The sequence below is a fragment of the Rhodococcus sp. BH4 genome (genome assembly GCF_002079265.1).
In the GTDB taxonomy this organism is placed as follows: Bacteria; Actinomycetota; Actinomycetes; order Mycobacteriales; family Mycobacteriaceae; genus Rhodococcus_F; species Rhodococcus_F qingshengii.
In genome coordinates this window covers 4,477,551-4,498,659 of sequence record NZ_CP014941.1, presented here as the reverse complement: position 1 = coordinate 4,498,659, position 21,109 = coordinate 4,477,551, and the positions used below count along the sequence as shown (strand labels likewise).

20 protein-coding genes are annotated in these 21,109 nt (G+C 64.6%); 12 read left to right on the top strand and 8 right to left on the bottom strand.

What is annotated here, in order from left to right; genetic code table 11:
• Position 1: 1 nt before the first annotated feature.
• Positions 2 to 1,219 (bottom strand): acetyl-CoA C-acetyltransferase, encoded by a 1,218-nt coding sequence (locus A0W34_RS20555; RefSeq protein ID WP_019744600.1) that lies wholly within the window; start codon positions 1,217 to 1,219, stop codon positions 2 to 4.
• Positions 1,220 to 1,340: 121 nt separating this feature from the next.
• Entirely contained in the window at positions 1,341 to 2,312 is a 972-nt protein-coding gene (locus tag A0W34_RS20550; RefSeq protein WP_042448870.1) for an SGNH/GDSL hydrolase family protein, read from the bottom strand.
• A 71-nt stretch (positions 2,313 to 2,383) separates the two neighbouring features.
• Between A0W34_RS20550 and A0W34_RS20545 the strand changes: the two genes are divergently transcribed.
• From A0W34_RS20545 to ilvA, 3 genes are all read left to right on the top strand, one after another.
• A complete protein-coding gene (locus A0W34_RS20545; RefSeq protein WP_003943292.1) occupies positions 2,384 to 3,769 on the top strand; it encodes a cystathionine beta-synthase in 1,386 nt (461 codons plus the stop codon).
• Between the two features lie 44 nt (positions 3,770 to 3,813).
• The gene (locus A0W34_RS20540) at positions 3,814 to 4,986 is read left to right on the top strand and encodes a cystathionine gamma-synthase (RefSeq protein WP_007728802.1); all 1,173 of its coding nucleotides are present in this window, start codon (positions 3,814 to 3,816) and stop codon (positions 4,984 to 4,986) included.
• A 135-nt stretch (positions 4,987 to 5,121) separates the two neighbouring features.
• A complete protein-coding gene (gene ilvA, locus A0W34_RS20535; RefSeq protein ID WP_223304414.1) occupies positions 5,122 to 6,285 on the top strand; it encodes a threonine ammonia-lyase in 1,164 nt (387 codons plus the stop codon).
• Positions 6,286 to 6,291: 6 nt separating this feature from the next.
• On the opposite strand, the gene A0W34_RS20530 is transcribed toward ilvA, so the two are convergent.
• On the bottom strand, positions 6,292 to 7,086 hold the full coding sequence (locus tag A0W34_RS20530) for an FAD:protein FMN transferase (protein WP_003943281.1): 795 nt from the start codon (positions 7,084 to 7,086) through the stop codon (positions 6,292 to 6,294).
• Positions 7,083 to 7,328: a hypothetical protein gene (locus tag A0W34_RS20525; RefSeq protein ID WP_153211881.1), complete on the bottom strand. Its 246-nt coding sequence runs from the start codon at positions 7,326 to 7,328 to the stop codon at positions 7,083 to 7,085. Before A0W34_RS20525 ends, A0W34_RS20530 begins: the two co-directional genes overlap by 4 nt.
• A gap of 205 nt (positions 7,329 to 7,533) precedes the next feature.
• Here A0W34_RS20525 and A0W34_RS20520 point away from each other — a divergent pair, with 205 nt between their 5' ends.
• Positions 7,534 to 8,634, top strand: coding sequence for a C40 family peptidase (locus A0W34_RS20520; protein WP_003943296.1), 1,101 nt, complete (start codon positions 7,534 to 7,536; stop codon positions 8,632 to 8,634).
• Between the two features lie 88 nt (positions 8,635 to 8,722).
• On the opposite strand, the gene greA is transcribed toward A0W34_RS20520, so the two are convergent.
• Positions 8,723 to 9,217, bottom strand: coding sequence for a transcription elongation factor GreA (gene greA, locus A0W34_RS20515; RefSeq protein WP_007726385.1), 495 nt, complete (start codon positions 9,215 to 9,217; stop codon positions 8,723 to 8,725).
• Between the two features lie 227 nt (positions 9,218 to 9,444).
• Positions 9,445 to 9,870 (bottom strand): DUF4307 domain-containing protein, encoded by a 426-nt coding sequence (locus A0W34_RS20510; RefSeq protein ID WP_007726384.1) that lies wholly within the window; start codon positions 9,868 to 9,870, stop codon positions 9,445 to 9,447.
• Positions 9,871 to 10,173: 303 nt separating this feature from the next.
• Between A0W34_RS20510 and mca the strand changes: the two genes are divergently transcribed.
• The 3 genes from mca to A0W34_RS20495 are packed head-to-tail and all read left to right on the top strand — an operon-like array spanning position 10,174 to position 13,410.
• Positions 10,174 to 11,052: a mycothiol conjugate amidase Mca gene (gene mca / locus A0W34_RS20505; protein WP_007726383.1), complete on the top strand. Its 879-nt coding sequence runs from the start codon at positions 10,174 to 10,176 to the stop codon at positions 11,050 to 11,052.
• Entirely contained in the window at positions 11,049 to 11,363 is a 315-nt protein-coding gene (locus A0W34_RS20500; protein ID WP_007726381.1) for a hypothetical protein, read from the top strand. Before mca ends, A0W34_RS20500 begins: the two co-directional genes overlap by 4 nt.
• Before the next feature lie 19 nt (positions 11,364 to 11,382).
• Positions 11,383 to 13,410, top strand: a complete 2,028-nt coding sequence (locus A0W34_RS20495; protein WP_081558182.1) for a thioredoxin domain-containing protein — start codon at positions 11,383 to 11,385, stop codon at positions 13,408 to 13,410.
• Here A0W34_RS20495 and trhA read toward each other — a convergent pair.
• Positions 13,377 to 14,045 (bottom strand): PAQR family membrane homeostasis protein TrhA, encoded by a 669-nt coding sequence (gene trhA / locus A0W34_RS20490; protein WP_003945269.1) that lies wholly within the window; start codon positions 14,043 to 14,045, stop codon positions 13,377 to 13,379. The two genes, A0W34_RS20495 and trhA, sit on opposite strands and share 34 nt — an antisense overlap.
• A 172-nt stretch (positions 14,046 to 14,217) precedes the next feature.
• Between trhA and A0W34_RS20485 the strand changes: the two genes are divergently transcribed.
• Positions 14,218 to 14,985, top strand: coding sequence for an isoprenyl transferase (locus tag A0W34_RS20485; RefSeq protein WP_003945211.1), 768 nt, complete (start codon positions 14,218 to 14,220; stop codon positions 14,983 to 14,985).
• Between the two features lie 6 nt (positions 14,986 to 14,991).
• Here the strand turns inward: A0W34_RS20485 and coaA are convergent, their stop codons facing one another.
• Complete coding sequence (coaA, locus tag A0W34_RS20480) at positions 14,992 to 15,924, bottom strand: type I pantothenate kinase (protein WP_003945270.1); 933 nt, start codon at positions 15,922 to 15,924, stop codon at positions 14,992 to 14,994.
• A gap of 172 nt (positions 15,925 to 16,096) precedes the next feature.
• Between coaA and A0W34_RS20475 the strand changes: the two genes are divergently transcribed.
• The 4 genes from A0W34_RS20475 (at position 16,097) to A0W34_RS20460 (ending at position 21,006) form a co-directional block, all read left to right on the top strand.
• Complete coding sequence (locus A0W34_RS20475; protein ID WP_081558181.1) at positions 16,097 to 17,293, top strand: DUF885 domain-containing protein; 1,197 nt, start codon at positions 16,097 to 16,099, stop codon at positions 17,291 to 17,293.
• A 76-nt stretch (positions 17,294 to 17,369) separates the two neighbouring features.
• Positions 17,370 to 18,677, top strand: coding sequence for a serine hydroxymethyltransferase (gene glyA, locus A0W34_RS20470; protein ID WP_003945195.1), 1,308 nt, complete (start codon positions 17,370 to 17,372; stop codon positions 18,675 to 18,677).
• Between the two features lie 152 nt (positions 18,678 to 18,829).
• Positions 18,830 to 20,263, top strand: coding sequence for an amidase (locus A0W34_RS20465; protein WP_081558180.1), 1,434 nt, complete (start codon positions 18,830 to 18,832; stop codon positions 20,261 to 20,263).
• 26 nt (positions 20,264 to 20,289) lie between these two features.
• The gene (locus tag A0W34_RS20460; RefSeq protein WP_081558179.1) at positions 20,290 to 21,006 is read left to right on the top strand and encodes a helix-turn-helix transcriptional regulator; all 717 of its coding nucleotides are present in this window, start codon (positions 20,290 to 20,292) and stop codon (positions 21,004 to 21,006) included.
• Positions 21,007 to 21,109: the final 103 nt, after the last annotated feature.

The window sequence follows — 21,109 nt, the reverse complement described above, 5'->3', positions numbered from 1 at the left end:
ATCAGCTGAGGCGCTCGATCACCATTGCCATGCCCTGTCCGCCGCCGACACACATGGTCTCGACGCCGAAGGTCTTGTCCTGCTCCTGCAGGTTGTTGATCAGGGTGTTGGTGATACGGGCACCGGTCATACCGAAGGGGTGACCCAGCGCGATCGCGCCACCGGAGATGTTGAGCTTGTCCTCTTCGATGCCCAGTTCGCGAGCGGATCCGAGGACCTGCACTGCGAATGCCTCGTTGATCTCGAACAGGTCGATGTCGGAGATCGACTTGCCGGCGATCTTCAGGGCGTTCTTGACGGCCTGGATCGGGCCGAGGCCCATGATCTCGGGGGACAGGCCCGAGACGCCGGTGGAGACGATGCGAGCGAGCGGGGTCAGGCCGAGTGCCTTTGCCTTGGTGTCGGACATGATCACCAGTGCGGCTGCGCCGTCGTTGAGCGGGCAGGCATTGCCGGCGGTGACGGTGCCGTCGGGGCGGAAGACGGGCTTGAGGCCGCTGATGCCCTCGTAGGTGGTGCCGGCGCGGGGGCCGTCGTCCTTGGAGACGACGGTGCCGTCCGCGAGCGTGACGGGCGTGATCTCACGCTCGAAGAAGCCGCGAGCGATGGCTTCCTCGGCGCGGTTCTGGCTGCGAACTGCCCAGCGGTCCTGGTCTTCGCGGGTGATGCCGGTGGCGGAAGCGACGTTCTCCGCGGTCTGGCCCATACCCAGGTACACGTCGGGGATCAGGCCCTCTTCGCGAGGATCGGTCCAGGCGACTCCACCTTCGGCGAGCTTGGCGCTACGGGCCTGCGCTGCGTCGAAGAGCGGGTTCTTGGTGTTGGGGAGGCCGTCGGCGTTGCCGGTGATGAAGCTGGAGACGGACTCGACGCCGGCGGAGATGAAGACGTCGCCCTCGCCTGCGCGGATGGCGTGCAGCGCCATGCGGGTGGTCTGCAGCGAGGAGGAACAGTAACGGTTGACCGTGACACCGGGGAGGAAGTCGTAGCCGAGCTGGACGGCGACGACGCGGGCGATGTTGAAGCCCGACTGACCGGCGGGCTGGCCGCAACCGAGCATGAGGTCGTCGATCTCGGTGGGGTCGAGCTCGGGGATCTTTGCCAACGCGGCGGCAACCATCTGAGTTGCGAGGTCATCCGGGCGGATGTCCTTGAGCGAACCCTTCATTGCGCGGCCGATGGGCGACCGTACTGCTGAGACGATTACTGCCTCGGGCATGAAAACTCCTTTTGTGTACTGCTCGAGGGCGGCTTGAAACGCCGTCGAGCAGGGCAAGTTGAATGCAGCTTCGACTTACAATTTACGTTGCCGCTCCCAGATGGTGGTCACGCAGTCTCACTCAGTTGACGTCGGGGCGCTGACCTGCAGGTTTGGTGCGTCTCGCGAAGGCTTTCCACTGGGTTGCCGCCGCCGTCAGTCGGGCCGCGACGGTGCGGGCTTGCGCCGCCTCCGAGACGTGGGGGAGCTCGGGTAGCGGGCCACCCTGCCATTCACCCAGAGCCGACGCGAGAACCGGGACGATCTGCTTCGCCGCGAGTTCGTATCCGGCCGCGGACGGATGGAAACGGTCGGCCGAGAACATCGTGTCGGGCGAGGCCAGGAATTCCTTGGCCAGCAGGTCGGCCAGTGGAACGGGATGACCCCCGGCGTTTCTGGTCGCGGCCGCCTGGGCGAGTGCGAGGCGATGGCCCCATTCGCGCACCACGGAGCGCAGAGGTTGCGGGATCGCCGTGACCACCCCCAGATCCGGGCAGGTGCCGACAACAACGACGGCGCCGCTCTCGCGTAAGCGTCGAACCGCGTCGCCGAGGCGTTTAGCCGACGCGTGAATCGCGTTCTTGGCGGTGACGTCGTTGGCGCCGATCAGGATCACCGCAGCGTCCGGGGGAGGACCGGCGACGAACATGGCGTCGACCTGCCCACTCAACCCGCGGGAGGTGGCGCCCCCGATGGCCTTGGTGCTCAAACGGATTCGCTTCCCGGTTTCACTCGCAAGCAGCTTCGCGACCTGAACACCCGGTACTTCCGAGGCCGTCAGCGCGCCGACGCCGGCCGCAGACGAATCGCCGAAGATCATCAAGTGGAGATCGAAGGGCACGGCCCGCCACCAGAGTTCCGGGTTGTCGGCGCCGGGTGCGTACACCCCGTCCGCCTCGGGTGGCTTGGCGATATTGCGACCGATCACCCCGCGGGCCGCCCCCGCCTGCGACATCAGATAGTTGTAGCCCAACCAGGAGAGCGTGCCTGCACTCGATCCGGCCACCACCGTGGCCACCGACGCTTTCAGTCCGGTTCGACTCACACTTGCCAATCTAGCCGGATTGCACCACCTTCGCCCGACGTCCGCGCGCACCGTTTTCTTTCATCTGGGAACATGGACGAATGCGCATCGCGGAACACGTCGTCGACCTCATCGGCAACACCCCACTCGTCAAGCTCACGTCCGTCACGGGCGAAAACTTCGGCACGGTGGCAGCCAAGGTCGAATACCTCAACCCTGGCGGTAGCTCCAAGGACCGCATCGCCGTCAAGATGATCGACGCAGCCGAGGCTTCGGGTGAACTGAAGCCGGGCGGCACCATCGTCGAGCCGACTTCGGGCAACACCGGAATCGGCTTGGCGCTCGTGGCGCAAAAGCGGGGATACAAGTGCGTTTTCGTCTGCCCAGACAAGGTCAGCGAAGACAAGCGCAACGTCCTGCGCGCCTACGGCGCCGAGGTGGTCGTGTGCCCCACGGCCGTCGCGCCGGACAACCCGAACAGCTACTACAGCGTCTCCGACCGCCTCACCCGTGAGATCCCCGGCGCCTGGAAGCCCAACCAGTACTCCAACCCGGGCGGACCGGAGAGCCACTACGAGACCACCGGCCCCGAGATCTGGGCCGACACCGACGGCAAGATCACGCACTTCGTCGCGGGCGTCGGCACCGGCGGCACCATCACCGGCACCGGCCGCTACCTCAAGGAAGTTTCGGGCGGCAAGGTCAAGGTCATCGGCGCAGACCCCGAGGGCTCCGTCTACTCCGGCGGCACCGGTCGTCCGTATCTGGTCGAAGGCGTCGGCGAAGACTTCTGGCCGTCGGCATACGACCCGTCCATCCCGGACGAGATCATCGCCGTCTCGGATGCCGATTCCTTCGAGATGACGCGTCGCCTCGCCCGCGAGGAGGGACTGCTGGTCGGCGGTTCCTGCGGTATGGCCGTCGTCGCTGCCCTCGAAGTAGCCAAGCGTGAGGGTCCTGACGCCCTGATCGTCGTCCTCCTCCCGGACGGTGGCCGCGGCTACCTGTCCAAGATCTTCAACGATCAGTGGATGGCGTCGTACGGATTCCTGCGCACCCCACTCGACGGCAAGACCAACGTCCCCACCGTCGGCGACGTTCTGCGTGGCAAGTCGGGCGAGCTGCCGGACCTCGTTCACACCCACCCGTCGGAGACCCTGCGCGACGCGATCGAGATCCTGCGCGAGTACGGCGTGTCCCAGATGCCTGTCGTCGGTGCGGAACCGCCGGTCATGGCAGGCGAGGTCGCCGGAAGTGTGTCCGAGCGAGATCTGCTGAGCGCGGTCTTCGAAGGCCGTGCGCACCTTGCGGATTCCGTCGAGAAGCACATGAGCAAGCCGTTCCCGCTCATCGGTTCCGGCGAGCCGGTCTCGGCTGCCACGAAGGCGCTCGGGGACACTGACGCACTCATGGTCGTCGACGACGGCAAGCCGGTCGGTGTCATCACGCGCCACGATCTCCTGGGTTTCCTGAGTTCGGATTCCTGAGTTCGGATTCCTGCGCCGGCACCGGCGCCATTAGGCTGGGGACCATGAGTGAGCAACGCAGCAAGGCCGACAACATCAGCTGGCAGGGTTTCTCCACGAAAGCGGTGCATGCGGGTTACGAACCCGATCCGCTGACCGGTGCGGTCAACGTGCCGATCTACGCGAGTTCCACCTTCGCCCAGGACGGCGTCGGTGGAATGCGCAGTGGCTTCGAGTACGCGCGAACGGGTAACCCCACCCGTCGCCCACTCGAGGCGAACCTCGCCGCGCTCGAATCCGGAACCTACGGCCGAGCGTTCAGTTCGGGAATGGCGGCCACCGACTGCCTGCTCCGTTCGGTACTTCGACCCGGCGATCACCTGGTCATCCCCGACGACGCGTACGGCGGAACCTTCCGTCTCATCGACAAGGTGTTCACGCAGTGGGGGATCGAGTACACCCCGGCTCCGGTGTCCGACGTCGATGCGGTGCGCGCGGCGATGAAGTCCAACACCAAGCTGGTCTGGGTCGAGACGCCCACGAACCCGCTGCTCAATATCGGTGACATCGAGCTCCTTGCCGAGGTCGCCCACGAGGGCAACGCAAAGATCGTGGTGGACAACACCTTCGCCTCGCCGTACCTGCAGCAGCCGCTGCAGCTCGGTGCCGACATCGCGCTGCACTCCACGACCAAGTACATCGGCGGACACTCCGACGTGGTCGGTGGCGCTCTCGTCTGCAACGACGAAGAACTGGACACCGCGTTTGCCTTCCTGCAGAACGGATCCGGCGGCGTTCCCGGCCCCTTCGACGCGTTCCTGACGTTGCGCGGAATCAAGACACTGGCGCTGCGCATGGAGCGTCACAGTGACAACGCGGAGAAGGTCGTCGAATTGCTCGACGGCCACCCCGCGGTTGCCAGCGTCATCTACCCCGGACTGGCTTCGCATCCGTCGCACAAGGTCGCGGCCAAGCAGATGCGACGCTTCGGCGGCATGATCTCCGTCCGCCTCAAGGGCGGCAAGGCGGCAGCTCTCGACCTGTGCTCGCGCACCGAGATCTTCACGCTGGCAGAATCTCTCGGCGGAGTCGAATCCCTCATCGAATTCCCCGGTGCGATGACCCACGCCTCGACGGCCGGTTCCGCTCTCGAGGTTCCCGACGATCTGGTTCGCCTGTCGGTCGGCATCGAAGACGCCTCCGATCTGGTCGGCGACATCGAGCAAGCGCTGTCCTGATCTTCGCTCTACAGTAATTCGACTTCGAATCTGCAGTGCGCCTTCACACCTCACGAGGGTGTGGAGGCGCACTTTCTGGAGGCATGCGTGAATCTCGAACAGATAAAGGCTGCACAGCAACTGCTCGCCCCGGTCATGCGACGCACCCCGGTCGTGGCCTCGCGAGTGTTGTCCGAAACCACCGGCTTCGCCGTGAGTTTGAAATGTGAAAATCTGCAGCGCACCGGCTCTTTCAAACCGCGCGGTGCGTACAACCGCATTGCCAATCTTTCCGCAGAGGAACGGGCAGCGGGCGTGGTGGCGGCCAGTGCCGGTAACCATGCGCAGGGAGTTGCCTGGTCTGCAACAGAATTGGGAATCAAGTCGACCGTCTTCATGCCGACGGGTGCGCCGCTGCCGAAGTTGGTGGCCACCAAGGCATATGGAGCTCAGGTCCACCTGCACGGTTCGACTGTCGACGAAGCGCTCGTGGCCGCTCGCGAATTCGCGGACCGAACCGGAGCAGTTCTGGTCCACCCCTTCGACCACGAGGACGTCGTGGCGGGGCAGGGGACTGTGGGGCTCGAAATCCTCGAGCAACTGCCTGAGGTCGGCACGATCCTCGTCCCCACCGGCGGCGGCGGGTTGATCGCCGGAGTGGCCGCAGCCGTCAAAGCTGTGCGCCCGCAGGTCCGCATCGTCGGAGTGCAAGCCGAGACCGCGGCTGCCTGGCCGGCGTCGTTGGCAGCCGGGAAGCCGACCGCCTTGGCGTCGATGTCCACGATGGCAGACGGTATCGCCGTTGGCTGCCCGGGCGAGGTTCCGTTCGCCGAAGTTGCCGCCCATGTCGACGCCGTGGTGACGGTCAGCGAGGAAGCGCTGTCCAAAGCGCTCCTGCTGTGCCTCGAACGCGCCAAGCTCATCGTCGAACCGGCCGGCGTCGCGGCCGTCGCGGCCTTGATGACCTGTACTCCGGAGGAGCTGGGACTGACAGGGCCGGTGTGCGCCGTGCTTTCCGGCGGCAACATCGATCCGCTACTTCTCACGCACGTCATCTCGCACGGTCTGCGAGCGGCCGGACGGTTCCTCGGCGTTCACATCACCATCGACGATCGGCCGGGCGCACTGGTCTCGTTGCTCGAAGTGGTTCGAGCGAACGGCGCCAGCGTGGTCGATGTCATCCATTCCCGTACCGGTGGCGAACTTGCACTCGACGAAGTGGAAGTCTTCCTCACCGTCGAGACGCGTGGTCCGGACAACAAGGCGGAACTTCTGACGGCCTTCGACCGCGCCGGTTACGCAGTACGACTGCAGAACTGAGGCGAGTTACTCGTCAGGCCAGCCGCCCAGAACCGTCACGCGGTACTCCTGGTCGACCAGCCTGGCGGGTACGTCGAGTTGATGTAGCCAGTCGATGGCCGAACCGCCCATGCCGACCGCAACCCGACTGAATGCGGCGGCCTGGGCGCAGGAGGATGCAATCACCGACACCGTGCGCCACATCGGCGTCGCCGTCGATTCACGGTGCAGTGGCTTGACGGTGCTGGCCGTGGCGATCCCGCAGTCGGACGGAAGTGCTACCTGGCAGGTCGGGTCGCCGGGCAGGTCTTGCACCTGAATCTGCCAGCCGTCTTCCGGCGCCGGGCCGGCAACCGCGATGTCCCCGCCGAGGCCGACCAGCACGCCACACCCGAGAAGAGTCGCAGTGGACGCGGCACAGTGGTCCGCTGAACTGGCGCGGGCCGTCGCGGACAGATCGAGAACGACGTCGTCCGGGCTGTACACGCGGTTGTTCTCGACGCGAATCTTCCACCAGGAGTGAGGGTCTGCCGACCCGGCCGTCGGCGTGAGTTTGCCGTCGGTCAGTCGTGCGACAGCCAACGCGTCTTCGAGGAAGTGCGCGAACATCGGGGTCACGGCGACGCCGTCGACGTTGCTCGCGGCGCTGACATAGGTACGAATCTCGGAGTCGGCACGATCTCGATTGGTAGCGGCGTCGGCAGCGGTGAGGTACCCGCGAACCAGGCTGGCCGCGGAGGGAAGGACTTCAGGGTCGGTGACGACGACCCGGGCCTGAACCCCCCACGTGAGCCACTCGGAGGCCGAGCGCGGAGTACTCACGAACCGTTGGAGACGGCGTCCGGGGTTCCGAATCCGGCGACCACGACGGGCCGCTTCGCTACGGGATTCTTGGTGTGAGAAGCCGACGTGTCCGGCGCGAGTGCCGTGGCAGTGGGAGAAGAAACGAGTGAAAGTCCGCCGCTTGCGAGTGCTCCCGCCACAGCCGTGGCTGCGAGGGCGAGGCGAACGGGTCGATACACCGTAGTGCGTCCCCGGGCGGGTCGTGGCCGATCGTCGCTCATGGACTCAGCTTGCACGCCGAACCTGAGAAAAGCCTTGGCGTCTGTAGTCATTTGCGTAACGCCCGCCGAGATAAATGAGACATTGGTTACAGGAGTCGCGAGACTGAGCCGTGTCGAATGCATGTTCGAAAGAGTAGATGTTCGCACCGACAAGTTTCGGGTACGACCACGTACATGGATTTTCAGAGGTTTATCGGAGGTTCGGATGGCAGTCGGTGTCCTGGCGATCGCTGTGTCGATCGGCACCGCACTGGGCGTGATGAGTGGAACTCTCGGAGCGCCCGCACAAGTCGAGAAGAACGAGTCTTCGAATGCTGCAGTCTCACTTGCAGCCTGGAACGGACCGGCACGAACTCAGGACACACCTGAGGGAATCGTGCCTTCCGTACCCTCCAACTTTCCGGGAGCGACATTGGCGCCCGTGGGAGCGGTGGCAGTGTTCGCGCCGTGGATCAAAAAGGCCGGTGCTCTGTGCTCGGAGATCACGCCCGCGGTGATCGCCTCGCTGTACTCGGTCGAGAACGGATTCAAGTACGGACCCGATACCGACATCTCACCGGAAGGTGGGCGCGGGCCTGGCCGCTTCACCACCGCAGCGTGGACGGCATACGGCAAGGACGGTGACGGCGACGGAAAGATGGACATCCTGGGCGTTGCCGATCCGGTGATGACAACCGGATACCGGTTGTGCGATCTCGTGAAGCAAGCGCAGTCCTGGCAGAAGTCCGGTGAGGTCGAGGGCGATACCGTCGACCTCGCGCTCGCTGCCTACGACGTCGGGCCGGACGCAGTTCGCGAAGCGGGCGGCGTTCCGGCAGACAAGTCGGGCGAGGTTCCTGCGGAGCAGGCGGTCGCCGCTCCGTTCGTCGCCCAGATCAAATCGTTGCAGGACTCGTTCGCCCTGATGCTTGCGCCCTTCGACTACAACAACCTCGCCGCAGCGGTGGGCGGCGTCGTCGAGGCCGGTCTGAAGTTTCTCGGATTGCCGTACGTGTGGGGTGGCGGAAACATCAACGGGCCGTCGATGGGCGGGTTCGACTGCTCGGGGCTGACGTCGTACGCGATCCACGCGGCCACCGGGGTGACTTTGCCCCGGACCTCGGAGACGCAGTGGGGTGTCGGCGTCGAGATCCCGCTGGATCAGGCGCAGCCCGGTGACCTGTTGTTCGGCAACTGGCAGGCAGGCGGCCCCGGCCACGTGGCGATCTACGTCGGCAACGGTCAGATGCTTCACGCACCCACGTTCGGCGACGTGGTGAAGGTCGGCCCGATCTTCGCAGGCATGAAGGCTCGCCGCGTGGTGTGAGTGGGCAGGAAACAGCGAGCGCCGACAGAGCAAGAAGCGCCACCCGACCGAGTCGGGTGGCGCTTCTTTTCAGAGCTGGTACAGCCGATCAGCTGTGGTAAGGCTCCGCGCTCAGCAGCGTGACCTTCATGGTGCTGCCGTTGGGCAGGTTGTATTCACGCGTGTCGCCGACCTTGGCTTCGAGCAGCGCGCCGCCCAGCGGTGAGTTCGGCGAGTAGACCTCGAGCTTGGCGTCACGTGCGCCTTCTTCGCGGGTAGCGATCAGGAACGTCTCGGTGTCACTCTCGTCGCCGTCGTAGTAGACCTTGACTACGGATCCGGGCAGTGCGACACCGGACTGAGTGGGGGCCTCGCCGACCTTTGCGCTGTTCAGCAGCTCCTGGAGCTGGCGAATGCGGGCTTCCTGCTGACCCTGCTCTTCGCGGGCAGCGTGGTAGCCGCCGTTCTCCTTCAGGTCGCCCTCTTCGCGACGCTCGTTGATCTCGGCGGCGATGACCGGGCGATTGGCGATGAGCTGGTCGAGTTCGTTCTTGAGCCTGTCATGTGATTCCTGGGTAAGCCAGGTCACCTGGGTCTCGGTCATCTCGATCACTCCCTAGTAGTCGGAGCCGGGGGCTCCCTCGACGATCGCTGCAACAGCAGCGAACAACGACGCAGAAGCACCACCAGGGATGCAACCTTGCCGTCAAACCTTGCGTCAATGCAGCAATACACGGTTCCACCCGGAACCGTGTATCGGGCAATTCTATCACGCATGACTACCCGCCCTGTCCGGTGTCAAACGTCCGGCAGGGTGGGTGCGTCCCGAGGTCAGCTCTTGGTCAGGTACTCCGGAACGTCGAAGCTGCAGCCGTAGACGTCGGCCATGCCTGGCGGCTGGGACGTCTTGACCTCGGTGTTGAACTCGAGGGTCTGATGTTCCGACGACGGGACGTAGACCTCACGTCGACCGGTTTCGGAGCCGTCCTTCGAGCGTGCGCGCACGATGCACATCGCTTCACGCGACGAGTCGTCGCGTGTGACGGTGAAACGGATCTTCACCGTGGAGTCGTTGGCGATGTCGAACGAGATGGTCTCGGTCTCGATTTCCTTGACCGCAAATTTTCCGTACGCGTAGTACGCGATTCCGCCGCCTACGACGATGACGAGAGCGGTCAGAGCCCACACCATCCACTTGCGGGGACTGCCCGTGCGAGTTGTGCTCGGGTACCGATCTTGGGGAAGCGGTTTGCTCATCACTCTGCTCTCGAAGACTCGAGTTCGCGTGTCGTGCAGCAACTGACTGTGTCCCGCCGGATTACCGAAGGGGTCACGGCTGCGCCAGGAACTCTCGGGTGGAACTATAGAGGACGTATCCCGTCGCGCCGTCGGTAGGTTTGTCGGCAGTCGGTACGTTTGACGGCAACGGCCCGGAGTAATCCGAGCGGTGCACAGCGTGTGATTCGAAGACTGCCGGTGACGGCTACAGGTGAACTGCCGGCAACGGCTACAGGTGAACTGCCGGCAACGGCTACAGGTGAAGTTGAGGTGAACGAACACGTGAGCGGATTCCGGCTCATGGCCGTCCATGCCCATCCCGACGACGAGTCGAGCAAGGGTGCGGCCACCACCGCCCGTTATGCAGCCGAAGGCCACGAAGTGATGGTCCTGACGCTCACCGGGGGTGAGCGTGGCGACATTCTCAACCCGGCCATGGACGTTCCCGGTGTCCGCGATCGAATCAGCGAAGTTCGCCAGGAGGAGATGGCCGAGGCCGCTCGCATCCTGGGCGTGAAGCAGCGCTGGCTCGGTTTCGTCGATTCCGGGCTTCCCGAGGGCGACCCTCTTCCGCCGCTGCCCGAAGGGTGCTTCGCCCTCGTTCCGCTCGAAGAGTCGACGCGCGCTCTGGTCAAGGTGATTCGCGAGTTCCGTCCCCACGTCGTCACGACGTACGACGAGAACGGCGGATACCCGCACCCGGATCACATCCGGTGCCACGAGGTGACGATGGCAGCCTACGAAGCCGCCGCCGATCCCGAGTACTTCCCCGAGGACGGTCAGCCGTGGGAAATCAAGAAGGTCTACTACTCGCACGGATTCATCCGTAAGCGCCTCGAACTTTTCCAGGAGGAGTACGAGCGTCGCGGTGAGCCGTTCCCGATGGCGGACTGGCTCAAGAAGTGGAAGACCGAACGCGGCGACATGATGGTCCGGGTGACCACTCAGGTCACGTGCGGCGACTACTTTCCCCAGCGTGACGATGCTCTGCGCGCACACGCGACGCAGATCGATCCCAACGGTTCGTTCTTCGCTGTGCCGCTCGACATTCAGCAGAAGATCTGGCCCACCGAGGAATTCGAGCTCGCCAAGACGCGGGTCACCACGTCCATTCCGGAAACCGACCTGTTCGCAGGTCTCGAAGAGGACGCTCAGAAGTGAATGCTCTGTCCGCCGAGGTAGTTCTCGGCACCACACAATTTCTTGCTCAGACCCCGAGTAACCCATCCGGCCCGGAGTTCGGAAAGTCGTCTCCGGTCGGCCTGCTGGTGATTCTTGCGCTGCTCATCGGTGTGATCCTCCTGGTTCGGTCGATGAACCGCCAGCTCAAGAAGCTGCCGGAGACGTTCGAACCGGATCATCCCGAACTCGATCAGCAGGCAGACGAAGGCACCGACCGGGGAGCTATCACTGCTCCGAGCCCGGCGGAACCCAACGTCTCTACCGAGAAGAAGCCCAAGCAAGAATCCTGAGACGAACGAGGTAGCGGCGATGGACCCACGGATGCGGAACAACCTGGGTGGGTCCTCGAGCCCTTACCTGCGTCAGCACGCCGACAATCCGGTCCACTGGCAACAGTGGGGCGAAGAAGCGATGGAGTGGGCGCGCGAGCGCAACGTGCCGATTCTCCTCTCGATCGGATACTCGGCGTGCCACTGGTGCCACGTCATGGCGCACGAGTCGTTCGAGAACGACGAGATCGCGGCCGTCATGAACGCGAACTTCGTCTGTGTGAAGGTGGACCGAGAAGAACGTCCCGACATCGACGCCGTCTACATGAATGCGACGGTTGCGATGACCGGCCAGGGCGGCTGGCCCATGACCTGTTTCCTGACTCCCGACGGTTCACCGTTCTACTGCGGCACGTACTACCCGCCGACGCCTCGCGGCGGAATGCCGTCGTTCACACAGCTTCTCGAAGCGATAGCCGACACCTTCACGAATCGGCGCGACGAGGTCGACAACGCGGCACAGGCGATCGTCACGGAACTTCAGCGCGCGTCGGGCGGGATTCCGTACGGCGGAGCACCCATCGACGCCGAGCTGCTGAACGCGGCGGGTCGGTCGATCCTCGGCGACGAGGACGTCCCGCGCGGGGGATTCGGTGGGGCACCGAAGTTTCCACCGTCGGTACTACTGGAGGGGCTGCTCCGACAGTACGAGCGAACGGGTTCGGGCGAGATCCTCGGCGGCATCGAGCGCACCGCCGAAGCAATGGCACGTGGCGGGATCTACGACCAGTTGGGTGGCGGTTTCTCGCGGTACTCGGTCGATGCCGAGTGGGTGGTTCCGCACTTCGAGAAGATGCTCTACGACAATGCGCTGCTCCTGCGGTTCTACGCGCACTGGGCGCGGCGCACCGGATCGGACCTCGCCACTCGCGTCACCGAGGAGACCGCAAGGTTCCTGCTCTCCGATCTGCTGACCGAGAACGGTTGCTTCGCTTCGGCTCTCGATGCCGACACCGACGGCGTCGAAGGCCTCACGTACGTATGGACGCCGACGCAGCTGGTCGAGATTCTCGGCGCGGAGGACGGGCAGTGGGCGTCGGAGTTGTTCCGGGTCACCGATACCGGAACCTTCGAAGAGGGTGCGTCGGTACTGCAGTTGCTCTGTGACCCCGACGACTGGTCGCGTTGGCAGACGGTCTCCGACGCTCTCCGTGCCGCCCGGGCTCAGCGTCCACAGCCTGGCCGCGACGACAAGGTGGTGACGGCCTGGAACGGGTTGACCGTCACGGCCTTGACGGAAGCCGGACTTGCCCTGGACCGACCCGACTGGATCACCGCGGCGGCCGAGTGCGCAGGCGCTCTTCTCGACCTTCACCTGGTGGACGGTCACTTGCGTCGCGCTTCCCTCGGCGGGGCTGTCGGCGCCCCGACGGGTGTGCTCGAGGATTACGCAATGTTGGCCACCGGCCTCCTGGCTCTATACCAGGCAACGGGATTGGCGCGGTGGCTCGATGCGGCGCAGCAGTTGCTCGACGTCACTGTCGACCACTTCGCTGATCCGGCCGAGCCGGGAAGCTGGTTCGACACGGCCGATTTCGCGGAGTCGCTCGTGACTCGGCCCCGAGACCCGTTGGACGGCGCGACGCCGTCCGGTGCGTCGAGCGTCGCGGAGGCTCTGTTGACCGCAGCGGCGTTGACCGATGCCGAGCGCTCTTCTCGTTACGCCCAGGCCGCGGCGGACGCGCTGGCGAGGGCCACGCTGCCGCTCGAGCGTGCGCCGCGGTCGGCGGGGCACTGGCTCGCGGTGGCGGAAGCGTCGTTGCGTGGTCCGATACAGGTGGCCGTCGTCGGGGAAGGTTCGCTGTTGGCCGATGCCCGCCGGCTTGCGCCGGGTGGTGCAGTGGTTGTCGGGGGTGCCCCGGATTCTTCACCGCTGCTTGCAGATCGACCCCTCGTCGACGGTGGTGAAGCCGCGTACATCTGTCGGGGATTCGTGTGTGATCGGCCGGTGACGACGGTGGTGGAACTGGCGAGTCAGTTGAACACGACGAGCCATACCGCGATGTAGTGGCAGATCGCTGCGACGACCGTCGCGGCGTGGAAGAACTCGTGATGCCCGAACGTCGTGGGCCACGGGTTTGGCCATTTCGTCGCGTACAGAATTGCGCCGACGCTGTAGAAGATTCCGCCGACGAGCAGCAGCACCATAGGCGCCACACCGACCTGGTGCGTCAGTTCACCGACCACGGGAACGATCGCCCAACCGAGGAGCAGGTAGAGCGGGACTCCCACCCATTTCGGGGCGGTGGGCCAGAGCATCTTGAGTGCGACGCCGGCGAGCGCGCCTGCCCACACGATCGCGAGGATGATCTTGCCGGTGTGAGTCGGGAGGCCGAGCATGGCGAACGGTGTGTAGCTGCCGGCGATGAAGAGAAAGATCATCGAATGGTCCGCACGCTTCATCCACGTACGGCCCTTGACCGTCTGCCACTGGATGCGGTGATACGTCGCACTGATGCCGAAGAGGCCGCAGATCGTGACGCTGTAGATCGCGGTTGCCCAAGCCGCTTTGGCGCCGACCTGAGCGCCGGCTACGGAGACGAGAACGATGCCCGCGACGACGGAGACACCGAGCGCCCACAGATGGATCCAACCGCGCATGCGTGGTTTGACCGGAAGCTCGTCGAGCCCGAATGCCGTCATGTGCAACCCCTCTCGTTCCGTACTGTTGCAAACCGCGTAACCTACGGTACCGTAGGTTACGCATCAGTAGCATAACCTAGCTGCGGGTTTTCGACGCGTACAAAAAGCGTGACGGCGCTCGCATGTGGCTGTCACTGCCGGGCGTAGTCTTTGACACCATGGTGATGTCACGGTGAATCTGCGCGGACTGCTGTACAGCATCTACGAGCGACGACTCCTCAGTCATCTCGACGGTCTCGCGCACCCACGGCACGTAGCCGTGATGTGTGACGGAAATCGGCGATGGGCTCGCGAGAACGGCTTCACCGATGTCAGTCACGGGCACCGCATGGGCGCGCTCAAAATTGCCGAATTGCTCGAGTGGTGCGACGCCGCCGGAATCGAGATGGCAACCATCTACCTGCTCTCGACCGAGAACCTGCGCCGCGAGCCGGAAGAGCTCGACACCCTCCTCGAAATCATCACCGACGTCGTCGAAGAGATCTCCGGGCCCGGCAAGAACTGGAGTGTGCAGATCGTCGGTGCTCTCGATCTTCTGCCTCCCGAGCAGTCCAGGCGCTTGCGGGAAGCGGCGGCGGGGACGAGCGGCCGAACCGGGACACATGTCAACGTCGCGATCGGATACGGCGGGCGTCAGGAGATCGCCGACGCCGTCCAATCGCTCCTGCGCGACAAGATCGGTGCGGGCCTGAGCGGAGACGAACTGATCCAGGCCGTCACGGTCGACGGCATCGACGGGCATCTGTACACGTCGGGACAGCCCGATCCGGATCTGGTGATCCGCACCTCCGGCGAGCAGCGGCTCTCCGGATTCCTGTTGTGGCAGAGCGCCTATTCGGAGATCTGGTTCACCGAGGCGTACTGGCCCGAGTTCCGTCGAGTCGACTTTCTTCGAGCCTTGCGCGATTACGCGGCGCGCCACCGCCGGTTCGGCGCCTGAGCCGTCTCAGAGCTTGCGCAGCCGCAGCCGGTTGATCGTGTGGTCGGCGTCCTTGCGCAGCACCAGGGTTGCGCGGGGACGGGTGGGGAGAATGTTCTCCACCAGGTTCGGGTGATTGATCGAGTTCCAGATCTCCTTCGCCGCGATGGTCGCGTCACGGTCGGAGAGGCCGGAGTAGTGGTGAAAGTGGGCGTTCGGATCGGCGAACGACGTGTTGCGTAGCGCGAGGAACCGCTGGATGTACCAGGCTTCGATGTCCTCGATGCGGGCGTCGACGTAGATCGAGAAGTCGAACAGATCGGAGACCATCAGACGCGGGCCGGTCTGCAGGACGTTGAGGCCCTCGATGATGAGGATGTCGGGCTGGCGGATCAGGTGGTACTGGCCCGGGATGATGTCGTACGACGTGTGCGAATAGACCGGCGCCGCTACCTCTTCCGCCCCGGACTTGACTTCGGTGACGAAGCGCAACAGCTTGCGGCGATCGTAGCTTTCGGGAAAACCCTTGCGGTGCATGATGCCCCGACGCTGGAGTTCCCTGGTCGGATAGAGGAATCCGTCCGTGGTGACGAGGTCGACGCGCGGATGGTGATCCCAGCGGGCCAGGAGAGCTTGCAGCACACGAGCAGTCGTGGATTTTCCGACCGCGACCGAACCGGCGACACCGATGACGAAGGGCACCTGACGGTCGGGATGCTTCTCGCCGAGGAAGGTCGCGGTGGCCGCGAACAGTCGTTGGCGTGCCGCCACCTGCAGGTGGATCAGACGTGCGAGGGGGAGATAAACCTCGGCAACTTCTTCGAGATCGATCTGCTCGCCGAGACCACGCAGGCCGTACAACTCGTCCTCGGTCAACACCAGTGGCGTCGACTTACGCAGTGTCCGCCACTGCTTGCGGTCGAACTCGACGTAGGGACTCGATTCGTTGGTGCGCGCCATCAGCCCAGCTCACCGGCACGTAGTGAACCCGGGGCCCGGCGGACGAAACAGCTATGCGAGCAAGCCAGGCGCGTGTGCGCACGATCCGAGTGCATAGTCGGATTGTGCTCGGTGCCACGTCCGGGACTTTCGCCGGGTGGCATTCCGGAGCGAGCGACTAGGCTCGGTGGTTATGGATCCAGACACACTTGTTCGCCAATACCTGCTGCTCGGACTGGGTTTCGACCGTCTCGAAGACGGGTTCGTCGACGCGTTCACCGGTGACCCGGCGCTGCGTAAGCAGATCGAGAGCGCCCCGAAGCCCGATCCGCGTGAACTTGCCCGCACGGCACGTGAATTGCGGGGCGAGTTGGCCGGAAGTGGTCTGAATGCCGAACGCGCCCACTTCGTCGACGTACACCTTCGCGCCCTGGAATGCTCCGGGCGCAAGTTCGCGGGTGAGGACATCGGCTTCGTGGACGAGGTCGAGGCGTACTTCGACGTCCGAATCGAGAAGGGAAACGAGGACGCCTACAGCGACGCTCACCGGTTGATGGGTGAAGTTCTGCCCGGTCCGGGACCGCTGGCGCAGCGGGTGCAGGCGCATCGCAAGTCCGACGAGATCCCCGCGGCGAAACTGAACGAATGCGTCGAGGCAATGTCGAGTGCGCTGCGCGATCTGGTCCGCGGCACGTTCGGGCTTCCCGCGTCGGAAACCGTCGAATACGAAGTGGTGGGGGACAAGCCGTGGTCCGGCTTCAACTACTACCTCGGTGACTACCGCTCCAAGGTTGCGATCAATTCGGATCTGCCGCAGTTCATGGCCAACCTGCCGCGGCTGATCGCGCACGAGTCCTACCCCGGCCATCACACCGAGCATTGCCGTAAGGAAGCCGGTCTGGTCGGTTCGGGCCAGCTCGAGCAGACACTGTTCCTGGTCAACACGCCGCAGTGCATCATGGCCGAAGGCCTCGCGGATTTGGCGCTGGAAGCGATTGTCGGCCCGGACTGGGGTTTGTGGGCGCAGGACATCTACGCCGACCTCGGCTTGTCTTTCGACGGGGAAAAGGCGCAACGGCTCTCCGCCGCGTCGGGGCAACTGCTGAGTGTCCGGCAGGATGCGGCGCTGATGTTGCACGACGAGGGGCGCAGCCTCGACGACGTGGCGCTGTTCCTCGAACGGTGGTCGCTGTCGACGCCGGAACGCGCTCGCCAATCGCTCAAGTTCCTGTCTTCGCCGCTGTGGCGGGCATACACCAGCACGTATGTCGAGGGATACCGGCTGCTCGGGGGCTGGCTGGACGAGGTGCCGGTGGGCGCGGAGCGCACCGAACGCTTCCGCAGGCTGCTCGACGAGCCGCTGGTCCCCAGCTCTCTGCGTGCTGCCTAGTGCCGGGTGGAGACGGCGGGAGCGAACTTCGTAGACTGGACGCATTCGTTTCCGCATCCAGCTTGGAGATTCCTCGATGACCGCTGTGCCCGGCTCCGACGTCAACTCTGCATCACTCGCCGAACTCGACCCCGAAGTCGCCGAGGCGATGGCTGGTGAATTGGCTCGTCAGCGCGACACGCTCGAGATGATCGCGTCGGAGAACTTCGTTCCCCGCTCGGTTCTGCAGGCTCAGGGCAGCGTCCTGACCAACAAGTACGCCGAGGGCTACCCGGGACGTCGTTACTACGGCGGTTGCGAGCACGTCGACGTCATCGAGGATCTGGCGCGCAACCGTGCGAAGGAACTCTTCGGTGCAGAGTTCGCGAACGTTCAGCCGCACTCGGGCGCACAGGCCAACGCTGCTGTTCTGATGGCACTGATGAACCCGGGTGAGAAGCTGCTCGGCCTCGACCTTGCACACGGCGGTCACCTCACGCACGGCATGAAGCTCAACTTCTCCGGCAAGTTGTACGACGTCGCGTCCTACGGCGTCAGCAAGGAAGATCACCGCATCGACATGGACGAGGTGCGCTCGATCGCCCTCGCCGAGAAGCCGAAGGTCATCGTTGCCGGCTGGTCCGCGTACCCGCGTCAGCAGGACTTCGCGGCGTTCCGTGCGATCGCCGACGAGGTCGGGGCGTACCTGTGGGTGGACATGGCTCACTTCGCCGGACTGGTTGCGGCAGGCCTGCACCCGTCGCCCGTCCCGTACGCAGACGTCGTCTCCTCGACCGTCCACAAGACCCTCGGTGGTCCGCGTTCGGGCCTGATCCTGGCGAAGAAAGAGTGGGCCAAGAAGCTCAACTCTGCTGTCTTCCCCGGTCAGCAGGGTGGACCGCTCATGCACGCCATCGCGGCCAAGGCAGTCACCTTCAAGATCGCTGCCGGTGAAGAGTTCAAGGATCGTCAGGCACGCACCCTTTCCGGTGCGCGCATCCTTGCCGAGCGTCTGGGCAACAAGGACGTCGCAGACCAGGGCATCAGCGTCCTGACCGGCGGCACAGACGTCCACCTCGTGCTCGTGGACCTGCGTAACTCGCAGCTCGACGGCCAGCAGGGTGAGGACCTTCTGCACGAAATCGGCATCACGGTCAACCGCAACGCTGTTCCGTTCGATCCCCGCCCGCCGATGACCACCTCCGGTCTGCGTATCGGTACCGCAGCGTTGGCCACTCGCGGATTCGGCGATGCCGAGTTCACCGAGGTCGCCGACATCATCGGTACCGCTCTGGCCGGCAACGCGGATCTGCCGGCGCTGCGTGCGCGCGTCGCCAAGCTCGCCCTCGACCTTCCGCTGTACGACGGTCTCGAGAACTGGGGCCTGCTCAGCAAGAACGTCTAGGTATTCCTTCACCGACGGCCCGGTCCCTTTCGAGGGGCCGGGCCGCTGGTTTTTTGCCAGTCGCGGATTGTGGCATCGGTCACATGACCGATGGTGGCCGAGTTCGGCGCTTCCTAGCCTGAGAGCATCACCCCTCCGGCGAAGGAAACCCCATGACCGAACAGAATCTGCATTGGCTCTCCGCTACCGAGATGGCGGCGTCGGTCGCGTCGAACAGTCTCTCGCCCAACGAGATTGCCGAAGCGATGATCCAGCGCGTCGACGCCGTCAATCCGTCGATCAACGCGATAGTGCAGTTCGATCGCGAGCAGGTGACGCGCGATGCGGCCGAACTCTCACGGCAACAGGAAGCGGGCGAGAAGCTCGGCCCGCTGCACGGCGTTCCGTTCACGATCAAAGATCTGACGGCAGTCGACGGGCTGCCGACCACGTTCGGGATGAAGCCGATGGCCGACAACATCGCGACGGGAAATGCCGTCGTCGTGGACAGGCTGCGAGGCGCCGGCGGACTGTTCCTGGGAAAGACGAACACTCCCGAAAGTGGTTACTACGGAGGCACGGACAACCACCTGTACGGGCCGACGCACAACCCGTGGAAGCTCGGCAACAGCGCGGGCGGGTCCAGCGGCGGTGCGTCGGCTGCCGTGGCTGCAGGCCTCGGGCCACTTGCCGAGGGCAGTGACGGCGCCGGATCGGTGCGTATCCCGTCGGCACTCTGCGGGGTCGTCGGGCTCAAACCGACCACCGGCGTCATTCCGCAGACCATTCTGGCCGGGCGGTTCTACAACTGGGCGTACCACGGTCCGATCACCAGGACCGTCGCCGACAACGCGCTCATGCTCGACATCATGGCCGGGCCGGACAATGCGGATCCGCTCTCGATCGAGCGTGCGGAGACCTCGTACGTCGAAGCGGCGAAGGGTGACGTGAAGGGGCTTCGCGTCGCGTGGTCGACGAATCTCGGTCTCGGCCATGTTGATCCGGAGGTGCTGGCGGTGTGTCTCGACGCGTTGTCGGCATTCGAGGAATTGGGTGCCCGGATCACCGAGGCGACCCCGCAGTGGGGAAATCCGTCGGAGTCGATGTGGAACGGCATCTGGGTTCCCGGTTTCGCTTCCGAATACGACTTGCTCGACTGGGAGAACCAGCGCGGCGAGGTCGACGACAACCTGATCGAGATCATGCACGAGGCCGAGCGGCTCACCGGTGTCGACGTCGGGCGGGCCGACGCATTCCGCGGCGTCATGTGGGACACGTGGACCGCGTTCATGAACGACTACGACGTGTTGGTCTCGCCGACCTTGGCTTCGGCCACGTTCCCGCTCAGTCAGTTCGCGCCGTCGTGGCTCGAGGGTGCGTCGCTGCGTGAGCAGTTGCTCGATTGGCTCTTCACCTACCCGTACAACATGCTCAACAATCCGGCGATCACCGTGCCCGCCGGATTCACCGCCGACGGTCGACCGGTGGGGCTGCAGATCGCCACACGTCACCGCCAGGACGCACTGGTCCTGCGGGCTGCCGCGAACTTCGAAGCGGCACGTCCGTGGGCGGACAAGAAGCCGGCCGATTCACTGGTCGTGGCCTAGCTCACACGATTGGTTAGATTGGTGTGATGACGTCTGTACTGCCTGATCGCGGCGCTGGACCTGACATGTTCGCGCCGCGATCGCCGGCGGCCGGGGCGTACGGCATTCTCGGCCTGTGCGCCGAAGAACTCCGCGCACGTGGACTCGCGTACTCGGCTGCGGCTGTCACGTACCGAGACCCGTCGAGCGGAAGGCATCGGGCTCTGGCGAGTTCCGGATACGACGACAGGGTGCTCGAGTTCCTGCTCGACGACTTCGTCGCCGATCGCAATCTCTTCGGCATCATTCGCGAGGCTTCGGGCGTGCCCGTGTTCTGGCAGGACGTGCCACGATTCGAGCAGGTCGAGATGGTCACCGATGTTCTGCGGCCGTCCGGGTACGCCGAGGGTGCCTCGGTCGCATTGGGGTTCTCCGGCCGTGAGGTGACCGGATTGCTGCACATGAGCTTCGCGGATTCCGGCGTCGTCGATCGCGTACGGGAGGTGGTGGCGGCGTCCAGCGCAGCCTGCTCGCGCGTCGTGGGGGACCAGGTGGCGCTCGATCGTGTCCATCTGAGCCCACGGGAGATTCAAGTACTGCAATTGGTGGCCAGGGGCGCGGGCAATGTCGAGATCGCCGAGGAGTTGTTCGTCAGCCGTCGCACCGTCGCCACCCATCTCGAGAACATCTTCGTCAAGACCGGAACCAATTCGCGGGTTCAGGCAGCGGTGCGCGCCGCCAAGTGGGGTCTGATCGAGTCCTGAGTGACGCCGAATCACACGAGTGGCATTTTGTTACCTGGCGTTCACCAGATGTGCGGCTCGTTCCGTGGCGCGAGTGTCCGATCCGCAGTACCGTCGGCAGTAA

Bases quoted from the DNA above. Each gene is read 5' to 3' on its own strand.
- A0W34_RS20555 (WP_019744600.1), bottom strand. From the start codon at position 1,219: ATGCCCGAGGCAGTAATCGTCTCAGCAGTACGGTCGCCCATCGGCCGC.
- A0W34_RS20545 (WP_003943292.1), top strand. From the start codon at position 2,384: ATGCGCATCGCGGAACACGTCGTCGACCTCATCGGCAACACCCCACTC.
- A0W34_RS20540 (WP_007728802.1), top strand. From the start codon at position 3,814: ATGAGTGAGCAACGCAGCAAGGCCGACAACATCAGCTGGCAGGGTTTC.
- ilvA (WP_223304414.1), top strand. From the start codon at position 5,122: ATGCGACGCACCCCGGTCGTGGCCTCGCGAGTGTTGTCCGAAACCACC.
- A0W34_RS20525 (WP_153211881.1), bottom strand. From the start codon at position 7,328: ATGAGCGACGATCGGCCACGACCCGCCCGGGGACGCACTACGGTGTAT.
- A0W34_RS20520 (WP_003943296.1), top strand. From the start codon at position 7,534: ATGGCAGTCGGTGTCCTGGCGATCGCTGTGTCGATCGGCACCGCACTG.
- greA (WP_007726385.1), bottom strand. From the start codon at position 9,217: ATGACCGAGACCCAGGTGACCTGGCTTACCCAGGAATCACATGACAGG.
- A0W34_RS20510 (WP_007726384.1), bottom strand. From the start codon at position 9,870: ATGAGCAAACCGCTTCCCCAAGATCGGTACCCGAGCACAACTCGCACG.
- A0W34_RS20495 (WP_081558182.1), top strand. From the start codon at position 11,383: ATGGACCCACGGATGCGGAACAACCTGGGTGGGTCCTCGAGCCCTTAC.
- trhA (WP_003945269.1), bottom strand. From the start codon at position 14,045: ATGACGGCATTCGGGCTCGACGAGCTTCCGGTCAAACCACGCATGCGC.
- coaA (WP_003945270.1), bottom strand. From the start codon at position 15,924: ATGGCGCGCACCAACGAATCGAGTCCCTACGTCGAGTTCGACCGCAAG.
- A0W34_RS20475 (WP_081558181.1), top strand. From the start codon at position 16,097: ATGGATCCAGACACACTTGTTCGCCAATACCTGCTGCTCGGACTGGGT.
- glyA (WP_003945195.1), top strand. From the start codon at position 17,370: ATGACCGCTGTGCCCGGCTCCGACGTCAACTCTGCATCACTCGCCGAA.
- A0W34_RS20465 (WP_081558180.1), top strand. From the start codon at position 18,830: ATGACCGAACAGAATCTGCATTGGCTCTCCGCTACCGAGATGGCGGCG.
- A0W34_RS20460 (WP_081558179.1), top strand. From the start codon at position 20,290: ATGACGTCTGTACTGCCTGATCGCGGCGCTGGACCTGACATGTTCGCG.